The sequence below is a fragment of the Intestinibacter sp. genome, from assembly GCF_022780145.1.
GTDB lineage: Bacteria > Bacillota > Clostridia > Peptostreptococcales > Peptostreptococcaceae > Intestinibacter.
This window is the reverse complement of sequence record NZ_JALEXO010000114.1, coordinates 1-12,277: the sequence shown is the minus strand read 5'-3', so window position 1 is coordinate 12,277 and position 12,277 is coordinate 1. Positions and strand designations below refer to the sequence as shown.

At 31.4% G+C, this 12,277-nt stretch carries 9 protein-coding genes; all 9 read right to left on the bottom strand.

What is annotated here, in order from left to right:
• Positions 1-303: hypothetical protein (locus MR593_RS04110; protein WP_290687144.1), on the bottom strand; the 303-nt coding region annotated here is incomplete at its 3' end.
• A gap of 148 nt (positions 304-451) precedes the next feature.
• Positions 452-1,417 carry an ECF transporter S component gene (locus MR593_RS04105; RefSeq protein ID WP_290687143.1) on the bottom strand — a complete coding sequence of 322 codons (966 nt, stop codon included), beginning with the start codon at positions 1,415-1,417 and terminating at the stop codon, positions 452-454.
• Positions 1,375-3,081, bottom strand: a complete 1,707-nt coding sequence (locus tag MR593_RS04100; RefSeq protein ID WP_290687142.1) for an ABC transporter ATP-binding protein — start codon at positions 3,079-3,081, stop codon at positions 1,375-1,377. Before MR593_RS04100 ends, MR593_RS04105 begins: the two co-directional genes overlap by 43 nt.
• Entirely contained in the window at positions 3,054-3,944 is an 891-nt protein-coding gene (locus tag MR593_RS04095; protein WP_290687141.1) for an energy-coupling factor transporter transmembrane component T, read from the bottom strand. Before MR593_RS04095 ends, MR593_RS04100 begins: the two co-directional genes overlap by 28 nt.
• Positions 3,945-4,136: 192 nt before the next feature.
• Positions 4,137-4,751 carry a helix-turn-helix transcriptional regulator gene (locus tag MR593_RS04090; RefSeq protein ID WP_290687140.1) on the bottom strand — a complete coding sequence of 205 codons (615 nt, stop codon included), beginning with the start codon at positions 4,749-4,751 and terminating at the stop codon, positions 4,137-4,139.
• 259 nt (positions 4,752-5,010) lie between these two features.
• Positions 5,011-6,222 carry a DUF4430 domain-containing protein gene (locus tag MR593_RS04085; protein WP_290687138.1) on the bottom strand — a complete coding sequence of 404 codons (1,212 nt, stop codon included), beginning with the start codon at positions 6,220-6,222 and terminating at the stop codon, positions 5,011-5,013.
• Positions 6,223-6,236: 14 nt separating this feature from the next.
• Entirely contained in the window at positions 6,237-6,866 is a 630-nt protein-coding gene (locus MR593_RS04080) for a cohesin domain-containing protein (protein WP_290687136.1), read from the bottom strand.
• Positions 6,867-6,876: 10 nt separating this feature from the next.
• Positions 6,877-8,841, bottom strand: coding sequence for a hypothetical protein (locus MR593_RS04075; protein ID WP_290687135.1), 1,965 nt, complete (start codon positions 8,839-8,841; stop codon positions 6,877-6,879).
• Positions 8,842-9,339: 498 nt separating this feature from the next.
• Positions 9,340-12,153, bottom strand: a complete 2,814-nt coding sequence (locus MR593_RS04070; RefSeq protein ID WP_290687134.1) for a cadherin-like beta sandwich domain-containing protein — start codon at positions 12,151-12,153, stop codon at positions 9,340-9,342.
• Positions 12,154-12,277 lie beyond the last annotated feature (124 nt).

Here is a 12,277-nt window from a genome sequence, read left to right as displayed (position 1 = left end):
GAAAGTACTTCCTACAACCCCAGATGTATCGTTTATTGATCCATTATATTTGTACTCATATCCATAATCATCCATTGCTCTAGTTATTATATCTGCGCCATTATCACCTTGATAAAAAGGAACTTTAACAGGCTCTATAATGTAACCTAATCCCAAAGTGAATTTTTCCATACATAGAGTTACATATCCCTTTGGTGTAGCCGCATCTACTTTCTTTGGAGATATAAACACAACTGACAATACCATTAAAAATGCCATCATCATAGATATTATTTTTTTAAAAACACTACACTTTTTTTTCACTCAACTCACTCCTTATAATTTTTTATTCTTTTTTGATTATAATTTTTATAGGCTTAATTATCAATAAACTGACAAAATGATTACACTAAAATACTACTAGTTCTACTACTTTTTTACTACTTTCTACTACTTTTTTGTCTAATAATTGTCAAGGCTCTATAAGACCATATTTTTCCTTTATCCTGTCTAATTTTTCAATCATAGGCTTGCTTATTACAGCTAAGAAAATAACGGTAGCAGCTGCATGTATAATATTAAAGGGAACGCCACTTAAATATATCGGTATAATTGAAGCTAAAGTTGTATTTCCCTGTGGAAACATAATCCATGTAGCTGTATCTAATAAAAATCCGTAAATAAAGAAAGTAGCAAGTCCTCCATAAATACAAAGGCTTATTCTTCTCTTTTCTAATTTGCCTTTTTTAAATAATATACCTGCAATAAACCCGATTATGCCGAAACTAAACATCTGCCAAGGTGTCCACGGTCCTTGAGAGAAGAAAAAATTCGATACAAATCCCGTCATAGCTCCTACCAAAAATCCCGCTTCAGCCCCGAAACACACCGCAGAAATTATAACTATAGCTACAACTGGCTTAAATTGAGGTAGCATAAAAAACGCTGCACGACCAGCTACTGCTATAGCCGATAAAACTGCTATTATTATGAGCTCCCTCGCCTGAGGCCTACGATCCTCAAATACCATGAAAAATGGTATCATAGTGCATACGATTATACCTAAGCTAACTATATAGTATTTTCTATCGTTTCCTAAAGTTATACCTAAAAATATTATAATCGGAATAACTACAAGTATCATAAATGTCGCCATTAATGTTCTTTTACTTAGCTTTGTATCCTTTAAAGTCTTTTTTCTCGCTTTATCTCTGCTCTTAGTATAATAATACCTACTAGATCTTTTCTTTTTTTCTTGTTTTTTTTCAGAAGCCCTGTACACCTTTTTGCCATTAATTACTAAACTAGCTCCGTCGTTTATATAGTTATTTTCATTGTATTTTTTATTTTTTGCTTCAGCTTCTTTTAGCAATATCTCGTCGTATATTTCATCTATTAAGCTAGTGTTTTTTGTGCTTTGTGTTGATTCGCTTTGCATAAAGTTATCACATCCTCACATGTTATTGCATTTTCAAATACCTGTCTTGTCATTCTATTTGCCACAGTAGTGTAGAAATTATTTCCGCTGAAGAATTTATTAGGTGTATTTGATGTAACTATGTTTCCATTGAAAAATAAAGCACATTTATGAGCAAATCTAGCACAGAATTCTATATCATGTGAAACCATGATTATAGTTACACCTTTTTTTAGAAGCTGTTCTATTATCTGAGCAAATTTTATCTTAAATCCAGCATCTAAACCTTTTGTAGGCTCATCTAATATTAAAAGCTTTGGTTCAAGTAGCAACACCTTTGCCAGTGCCGCTCTTTGTTGTTCGCCACCACTTAAGTCATATGGATGTTGTTCTAATAAATCTTCTATCTCTATTAATTTTGCAATTTTTTCTACCTTCTCAATTTTGTCTGCTTTTTTTATCCCTCTTCCTGATAAAATCTCCATCAAATCCTCTCTAACTGTCTTTTTGACAAATAGAGCTTGTGGATCCTGTGGCAATACTCCTAGATTGTTCTCGAACAATTCTTTATTTTTATATTTGCTTATCTTCTTACCGAAAAGTTCGATTTTTCCTCTATAAGGCTTGTTTATTCCGTTTATAAGTGATACAGTCGTGCTTTTTCCTGTACCGTTTCCTCCAACTAGACAGAAGAATTCTCCCTTTTTGACTTCAAAACTCAAGTCCCTTACGATGTCTTTGCCGTCTTTTTCGTATTTGAACCACACGTCTTTCATTTTAACTGCGATTTCATCTGTATTGTTATTTTTTTGTTCAAGCTCTCTACTATCTTCTACCCTTACAAACTCAGGCTTTTGATCTTCATATAAGCTTTCTATAAACTTTCTGCCTTCTTTTACTGTAATAGGAGTTTTATCAGTACCTAATAATGACGCTATTTTCACTGGTGTAGGCATAGCTTCAAACATATCTGGATTTAATCTTTTTACCTTTGAGCCTACATTTCTAGGCTCGTCGTCTATTATTATCTTGCCTTGATCCATCACGATTACTCTATCTGCCATTGGAAATACTTCTTCTAAATCGTGCTCTGAAATTATAATCGTAGTCCCAAGTTCGTCATTTATCTTCTTTATAGTTTTTAAAAATTCACTACCAGCAATTGGGTCTAGTTGGCTTGTAGGTTCATCTAAAATAAGAACATCTGGTTGCATAGTCATAATAGAGGCAAGATTTAAAAGCTGCTTTTGTCCTCCAGATAGCTCAGTCACGTTTTTCATAAACCAAGTCTGTATCCCAAAAAAGCTCGCCATTTCAGCTACTCTAAGTCTAATTGTCTTATTATCATATCCTAAGCTTTCAAGTCCAAATGCAAGTTCATGCCATACCTTATCTGTGACTATTTGGTTTTCTGGACTCTGCAAAACATATCCTATCTGAGATGCTTGAGTTCTATCGTCTACATCGTCTAAATTTACACCTTTGAAGTAAATTTCTCCCTCTCTTTTTCCAAAAGGAGTAAGAACAGTTTTTAGATGTCTCATAAGCGTACTTTTCCCACATCCTGATTTTCCACAAATAACTACAAATTCACCTTCATTTATACTCAAATCTATTTTTTTAAGAGCCTTCTTCTTCATATTTGGATATGAAAAGTCTAATTGTCTAATTGTAAATGTCTCCATTTTATCTCCTCCATGATTTCCATAATTATAGGTGTAATGCAAAGAAAAAAGTAACAGCAATACTCAAACACACTAAAACCAGTTATCTTCAACAGCTGCATATTTGGAAAATATTGCATAGAATTTCTTCCTTGAAAAGCTCCTATTATAACTATTAATGTAAAAAATACCATTATTCCAAAAGCTATTTTATCTCTATTATCAAATCTGTAGTTTGAAAAGCTAGTTCTTCCCTTTAGACCATACCCTCTAGATTTCATAGAATCAGCTGTCTCTATAGCATTTTCAAGAGCCCAGGTTATCATGATAGATATTATCTTAATTCCATTTCTAGCCTTTCTTATTATATTTCCATTTGAAACATCTCTCCCTATACATTTTTGTGCATTAGAAATAACCTTGATTTGAGCTTTGTACTTAGGTACAAATCTAAGCACCATAGAAAAAATCAAAGACAATCCAGGAATAATTCTACCAAATAGGTATATAAACTTGTCAGATGTCATAACGGCGTTGTAACAAGAAAACCAAAATATAACTGAAGTAAACATCATAGCAGAAGCCACACCGTATACTATAGATTCCAAAGTCAAAGGATTTCCTGTGCTAAAATAAGCGATTATTGTTACCCCCTGGTGGCTAAATGCAGGATTTATCACTGCTGCAAAAACTAAAAAAGGCACCATATATAATATGTTGAATTTAAGAGCTTTTTTGCCATTTAAATACACCGAATATATAAATGACGATACAAAAGATATAATCAAAAGTATAGGATGCATAAAAAACATACTAAATAATATAACTACAAAAAAATAGTAGAAATTCACTAATGGATGATACGATTTAAATGAATTTATCAAGATTTTTCCTCCTTATTTCCCTTTTTCTATATTATATCTCATAAAAAGCACTCAAAAAGTATAGTCTTTGGTAGTACTACTTTCTACGTAAGTTCTACTACTTTAAGTGGTAAATCATACTACTTTTAATGTTTTTTAATTTATATTTTGTTTAAAATTAGACAAAAAAATAAAACTAAGGCGAACCTTAGTTTAAAAATACATATTGTCTTTTTTTTTTAAATAAGAAATAACTTCTTTTCTGCTTTTAAAACCTAATTTTGTAAAAATACTGCTGACATGTTTTTTGACAGTATTTTCTGTTATAAATAACTTCTGACCTATTTCTTTATTATTAAACCCCTTGCCGACTAAATCTAAAATCTCATTTTCCCTAATAGTAAGCCTATCTTTTCCATTTTTATTTTCTTTGAGTGATTCCTCAAGCAAATCTAAATCGTAAAATTTCTTGCCTACAATAATTTTGTGAATAATGTATGCAAACTCATCCCTATCTAGGATGTCTACTATATAACCTTCTATACTAGATTTTACGAGTCTTTTAAATAAATCCAATCTTTTTCTCACATCAATTACTATAACTTTGATTTGAGAATAATTTTCTTTAACATCTTCAATATAGCTAACTATTTTTTCATAATCATTTCTTAGGTCTATAATAATCATACCGATATCTTCATAATCGATTTTGTTTAAATCAAATGTTGGCTTTACTACTTTTATCTCTTCAATCGCCATCTCATCGGTTAAAATGTCTTCTATTACGTTTTTTATAATATCAGATTCTAAAATAGCTAATACATTCATGAGCAATTTGTTCCTTTCTCGCTAATTTTGCGGCTTATTAAACTACTTGTCCTCTGAAAATATTTACCCCTACCTAATTAAAATCTCAAAACAAATCTCTAACTAAAATAAATATGTTTCTAAAATTTCGTAGTAAATTCTACAAAATTAAGCAAACTATAAGTTAGTATTTAAACCTATAATTTGCTTAGTTTTTATCTATATATTTACTTTATCATTGTTGTTATTTTATGTCAATAATTCCAATTTGTTATCGATATTATTTGCTCATTGAATTGTCGCCTACATCTCTACCTAAATCACAAGTATATACCCATTTTATAGAGTCTCCATCCTTAAGCTTATATCTACTACAGCCGTAATTAGGGAACCATCCATTTACACTGTACATCCATCCGCTTAATTCTCCTCCATCGAATTCGTATAAATTGTGAATTCCTTCTATGTAATTACTGTTATATGCTGGGGTCATGACATATTCCATATGAATTTTATTGGCTTTAGTTTCTCTTAAAAGTACATCGAATACTGATTCATTTTTATAGAATTTAACCTTTTTAGTCTTGTATATTACACCATCTGAAGGTATCATATCTTCTTTACCATTTGAAATAGCTACTTTTTTGTTTTCTGGCTTTAATAAAGTCTTACATGTTATAGATAAAGTACAGTATCCTCCGACTTTACTTTTATCTACTTCGTTGCCTTTTTCATTCCATTCTACTGGTTTTGGTTTACCTGCAGGAGTTGGATCAGTTAAATATTTATCTTTTCCATCTTTGTTAGGAGTACCTGTTGATGTATAGATTCCAAGTTGTTGTTTTACTTTTTCACTTTTTTCGGCTAATTGTTCTCTTTTACTAGAACTTGTACTAGATGATGAGTCGTCATCTGCATCTATTGCAGCTTGTTTAGGGTCACTACCTACTATATAAAATTCGCCTGCTCTGTCTTTTATACTAAAATTAAAAGTTGTTCCTTCTGAAGTTTCAACAGTGGCACTAGTTATTTTTTTAAGCTTGTTGTTTTCAACTTGATAAATATCAGCCGCTGTACATCCTAAGTCGTCCTTATATATAATAGATAGAGCTGTCTTCGAATCTAAACTGGTATCTTCTGCGAATTTAAATCCATAGACCTTATCTGATTTTGATTCTTTTTTTACTAAATCAGTATCTGTACTAGCAGATTCTACTTTTAAATTTAGATCTCTAGGAGAACTTATATCTGTTCCCATAAACATCCATTGATATGTAAATTCTTTATTTTCCCCATTGAATAATTTCATATCTCCACTGTCTTTTAGCTCTTTAAAAACTTCCTCTGATACTATACCATTTTCTGGTATTGTACTGTTGTCAGTTGAAGATTTAGTGTCCTCTTTAACTGTTACACTGCTACACCCAACGACAGATATAGCTAGTAAAAAGCACATCACAAGTGAAATTATTTTTCTTGTTATTTTTTTCAATATAACTCACCCCTTTATTTTATTTCTATCATTAAGTTTTTATTTTTCATAGTATTTTTTAATGTTGAAAGACTGCTGTTGTCTGTATCTCCATTTATTGTTGCAAATACTGCATCGGCTATATTTAAATGAAGTATATCCTTTGATTTTGCTGCGTCTTTTAATTTAAATTTTAAGTTTAAAATTGTATCTTTTGTTCCCTTTTCAAATCCAGATTTGTAATATGAATTTTTACCACCTGATTTATCTAAGTACATAGCATTTACAACTCCAGATTTATTAGTTGCATCTACATCTACATTCCATGCAGGCACCTGATTGCTAAAATCCTTAATTGTACCCTTATCGATTCCTGTAAACTCTAGTTTTTCCTTATCAAATTCTATACTTATACTAGCTGAAGGGTAAACACCTGAAGGTAGATATGATAATTTTACTGGAATCACTATTTCTTCTTGAGAATTTGCGGCTAAATCCTTGTCGTATTCTAATAATAAAGCTACCTCTTGATTTTCATCTTCTTGCTTTACAGTATTACTTACTTGCTCTTGTTTTGATTTTACGCCAATACCATAAACTATTCCAACTACTACGAGAGAAAGTATTACAGCAATAGCAGTTATTTTTTGTTTGCTTAATTTCATGTTCTCCTCCCTAGTTATTTACTTTAACTTTGTCTTTTTCGCTATTATCGTCCCAAATCTTGCAAATTGTATATTCAGATTTTGATAAGAAATTATTCATTATTTGATCTATATCTCCGTTATCGATTTTAGAGTCCATAGATACATTTATAGCTATTATTTGTCTTTCATCAGTTAAATCTAATTTTCCTGATAGTATTGATTGAACATCTAAAACATCTTGTGCATTTACTACCTTATCTCCATTTACATCGCCAAATGTTATTTCGTATTTTTCTGGTTTTGTATAATCTGCTTCTTGAGCTTGTGTGTCATTTTTATTTTGTGATATAGCATCATCTGGAGTTCTTTGATTTAGAGATACTGTATCTGATGAATTATTTTCCCCTGTTTTATCTTCATCTGAAGCATTTTTATCGACTTTAGCTTCCTCTATTTTATGAAACTCATAGTTGTCTATTTTTAATAAATCTTCCTTCTTAACAGATGTATCAAATAAAGCTATATATGTAGGAGTATTGCTCTTATCTGACAATTCTTGTGAATAATACAAGTATTGTTTTTTATTTTTAGATAGTTTGAATTCAACTATTTGTTCTTTTTCCTTTTCTTTAAATTCAATTACCACACATTTTTTCTTTTCAGGTATTAGACCATCTTTTTCACCAGTGTATATTGTCTTTATGCTTATAGTTGCGCTTTTGTTTTCAGTTATCTTTATACTCTTGTTTCCAACTTTAGATGTATATGTTGTGTTTCCTCGACTGTCTACTTTTGTACCTCTATTTGTGTTTTGGTTATTTCTATTTGTATTATTACTGTTATTGTTGTCATTTTGATTATTGTTATTATTATTTTGGTTATTGTTATTTTGATTGTCGTCATTGTCGTCTTTTCCATTTAAATCAGGATTAGAACCTGTAGAAAAAGTACTGCTAGCATCTGTCATATCGTATAATTTATTTTGACCTTTTAAATATCTATTATATGCTACTAAAGCGTACATTCCTTGGTCTGTAGCCATTAAATTGAGTCCTGTTCCAGCTCCTCCACCGCCGTCGTAGCCTTCTAATACGTGTGCAAATCCACCGCCCTTGCAGTAAAAATACAACATACCATCTATGACAGTGTTTTTATTTCCTTTAGAATCTGTCTTTATAAATCTAGAATCACTGTTTACATCTATGCCCAGAGCAGTTAAAGCCACTATAGCTTGTGCTGTACTTTCACAGTTCATAGTTCCCCAAGAATCGAAAGCTCCTGTAGATAATTGTTTCTTACTCATTACCTTTAACGCTCTATTTACAGCTTCCTTAACCTCTTCTTGATCAGTGTAATTAGATAAAGCTTGTAATGCCATAAAAGTAATATCAGGGTCTGGATCATTTCCACTAAGCGCCCATCCTCCTGCATCTTTTTCACCTTTATGAATTTCCTTGCTCAATATAAAGTCGATTAGTTTTTGTCTAGTAACTTGATCGTTTACACCTGATTTTTGTGGTATTTTGTAATTTCCACTGTCAAATGCTATAAGTGCAAAAATCGGTCCATTTATGCCTTGCTTCTTGACATTGTCTAAATCAGTTAAATATTCAAGTAGGTTGTATCCAGCTACATCAGTTACATCTTTATTCATAGCTGTAAGTGCTAGTATTACCCTAGAATACTCTGTATACTTAATCCTATGAAGCTGTCCATTGCAATCCTTTAAAGTTTTTTCTACTCTTTTGTAGTAATCGTCGTAATAGCTTTTTGGTATTTTCACTCCACTTCTAGCTAAGCTAAGTACAGTCCATTCACCTCCTATACTAGCTACAGTAGGCTCAGGTATAGTTTTGTACATTAAACTAGCTGTTTCATTTATGTATTTCTCTATCTTTTCTTGGTTATATGCATAAGAATTTATACTGTTTGAAAATATAAATCCAATTATTACGACAAAAGAAAGAAATATTGTACATATTTTTTTAAACAATTCATTCACCCCTTAATATAATAATTTTCTCTCAAAAGATTTTATTTTTTTAATTATATACTTACTTAATTGTACAATAGATTTGGTGTAAGAAAAGTCTACTTTTAAGTAGTAGCACTTTTTTGCAAAAGTTCTACTACTTTCTATAATTTTATATAGTCTAAAAAAGACCTCTAGTCTCGAGGTCTTTAAAGTTCATATAAAAAATAGGGAATTAATTTTAGGGAAAGTAGATTTATAATCTGACTTCCGTTTATGTGAGATTTGTTTGAATTTAATTTTTAATTACACAAGAGTTAGCGTTTTAATTATGACTTCGCTTTTATTTCAATTTGGCCAATTAATTCCCTAAAAATAATTTAAAATAAAAGCTTTTTTATTTCTCTATTATTGTATCATTATATTTATTTTTTGTAAGTATAATCTTTAGTTCTACTACTTTTTGTAAATAAAGTAGTAGAACTTTTTACACAATGTAGTAGAACTTTTTTAATAAATCTATTTATGTAATTTACTTACTGATGTTGAACCATTTTTATATGGAGAATAAACTGTGTAAACGTGTCCTTGTTTGTCTTTATATGTAACGTAAGAGCTTGCAGTTATTTCTGTATCAAATTGAGTACTTGGTATACCTACTAATGTTCCTAAATAAGTTTCATAATTTTCTTTTTCATTTTTTTCATATACAACTTTTGCTTCTGATTTAGCAGCTTTAGGAGTATCTAGATTTAAAGTTTCTCCATCTGCAAGTAGCTTAGCTGGAAGTATTAGAGTTCCTTTTTCTACTATTTCATCTCCATCATTGTAGATTTTTGTTCCAAATCTTATACCACTCTTATCATTTACTACTGCTTTTACTTGTGCTCCAAGCATTTCTACGTGAGCCCATTTAGCCTTGTATGTTACATTTTCAGTGTATTTTTGACCTGATTGATATTTAGTAGTTATATCGTCAGTGTCAGAGTACCATCCTACAAATGTATAGCCTTCTTTAGTTGGGTTTTCTGGAGTGTATTCTAAAGCTTGATCTTTTGAAACTGATTTAACTACTGCTTCACTTCCGTTATCGGCATCAAATGTTACATCTACGCTCTTATTAGTATTAGCTATAGCTATTACATTTCCTGAGTCGTTTTTGTAGTATATAGTTCCGTCGCTGTCACATATAGGACTTGCTATACAGTATTGTTGTAAATCACTTGGTAATTCAATTAATTCGCTGTATTTAGCTTCTGTTTGTCCTGGAGAATCTTCTAGTACAGTTATTCCTCCTGGAGTTTTATTATATGTGCAATATACGTAAACTTTTCCATTTTCTTGTTTTGCATAAGCTGTAGATATAAGCACTGAAGCTTGAGGATATCCTTGTAATGGTGCTTCGTAGATAATTTCTAATGTGCTTGCATCTGCTACTACTACCTTTCCTCCACCAGTTAAAGTCCCTGTTCCTATGTAAACTCTTCCATTATATACAGCTGGTGTACTTGTACATTGTCCATCCATTTGTTTAGATTTTAAAGTAGATTTATCAAAAGTTCCGTCAGCATTTACTTTCATAGAGTATAGGTATCCTGCTTTAGTTGTGAAGAAAATTCTATCTGAAGCCTTATCATAAGAAATTGTAGAACGTTGATCGCCTATTACTTCTATAGAGTCTACTACTTTTCCTGTATTTTTATTTAAGCTGTAAAGGTGACCAGTTCCTTGATATCCACTTTCTCCATCGTCAGTACCTATTATGACGTTATTTCCTGTTATATAGGCTCCTGCCCAATAGAATCCACCTTTTACAGTAAATTTCCAAGATGCGTATTTAGTTTCATTTGTTTGAGTTGTATCTTCATCTGTAGTTGATAGACAAACGAAATCAGCGTCTTTGACTTCACTATTCCAGAATCCTAAATATACATATCCATCATCAGAAGCTATTGGAGATAATGCTTGTCCTCCAAATGATTCACTTACCCAAAGTGATTCTAATGTCTTAGCATTAAATGCTTGAACTGTACCTGAACCTAAAGGTGCTATTATCATACCATTAGTGTAAATTGGAGGTGTATAGCCATAGCTTGGTGAGTTTACCATATCGCCACTTGCTAACACTGATCCATCTTCTTTACTCAATTTGTATATCTTTTTACCTGACATGACAACTATAGAATCGTCGACTTCAATTTGTACACTTGGAGCTGCTGTCCAACCACTACCTAATTTAGCAGTCCATTTTATAGTTGATTCTGATGAATTTCTAGGTGTTTTTGCATTTGTTATACCCATATTTTCATCGTTACCTCTGAAGTTTTTCCACTGAGAAGTTACTTCTTGTAAAGTACTAGCAGGCGCTTTTTCTAAAGTTATATCCTTTGTTTGTTCTCCTGCATTAACTGTTATTTCTTCTTTATGAGTTATATAACCGTATTTTAATACTAATAGAGTATATGTTGAATCAGAAAGCAATCCTGTATATTTTCCATTTCCACTGACTTCATCTCCATTAGGATCTATCAGTCTAACTACAGCACCATCTACATCGCAGTTTACATTTAGAGATGCTGATTCTACTTCTTTTATAGTTAAATTATAAGTATTTTCACCTTTTTGGTCGTCTCCTGTGATAGTTACTTCTATATTATTAGTAGAACCGTTTAAGTCTATACTTACGCCATCTTCAGAAAGAACTTGTCCATTTACTTTTATAGTATTGTAATCGCTAACTACACTAGCAGTTGCTTTTATTAAAACAGATTTTGATCCTTTAGCTATAGTAGCTTCATAATCATTTACACTGCTTTTGAAGCTAGGTGTTAAGACTAAATCCTTTGAATCTACAGTTGCAGTAATTGAAGCTAATGCAGATTTTCTGTTAAATGTTATAGTGTAAACCTTTGTTTCTGAGCCATCCTCTGAAGTTACAGCGACGTTTATTACGTTTTTACCGTATTTTAAATTGCTTACTAATCCTGAAGAAGATGCTGTCTTTTCTTCACCTTTGTAATTTGTATAAGTTATTTTTACTGTTGAGCCTTCAGTTTCAGCTGTGGCATTGACTGTTATAGAATTTGTTGAATAAGGCAAGTCCGCTATATTGTAGTCTAGTACATCAGCGCTAAATTCAGGTGATAATGTTTGGTTTTTGACGCTTAATGACGCTAGATTACATTTACTTTCAGTAGCTGCTGCTTGCATTACTGAACTTTCATTTTTATTTGTTACTTCTTCGGCTGCCACCATTAGCATTGGATTTGCCAAAGATAAGGTCATAGCACATGTCGTAACAAAACTAAGTGCTTTTTTTGGTAACTTGTTCATACTTTTTTCACCCTTTCTCGAATTGATCCTAAAATGTATATCTCACATTGATTTAATTATACAATACATTTTGTGACAAAAAAGTATGATTTTAGTGGTAGGAAAGTTCAAAAAAGTAGTACTA

What these genes read in the sequence shown, in the direction of transcription:
- MR593_RS04105 (WP_290687143.1), bottom strand. Translation starts at nt 1,417, where the DNA reads ATGCAAAGCGAATCAACACAAAGCACAAAAAACACTAGCTTAATAGAT.
- MR593_RS04100 (WP_290687142.1), bottom strand. Translation starts at nt 3,081, where the DNA reads ATGGAGACATTTACAATTAGACAATTAGACTTTTCATATCCAAATATG.
- MR593_RS04090 (WP_290687140.1), bottom strand. Translation starts at nt 4,751, where the DNA reads ATGAATGTATTAGCTATTTTAGAATCTGATATTATAAAAAACGTAATA.
- MR593_RS04080 (WP_290687136.1), bottom strand. Translation starts at nt 6,866, where the DNA reads ATGAAATTAAGCAAACAAAAAATAACTGCTATTGCTGTAATACTTTCT.
- MR593_RS04070 (WP_290687134.1), bottom strand. Translation starts at nt 12,153, where the DNA reads ATGAACAAGTTACCAAAAAAAGCACTTAGTTTTGTTACGACATGTGCT.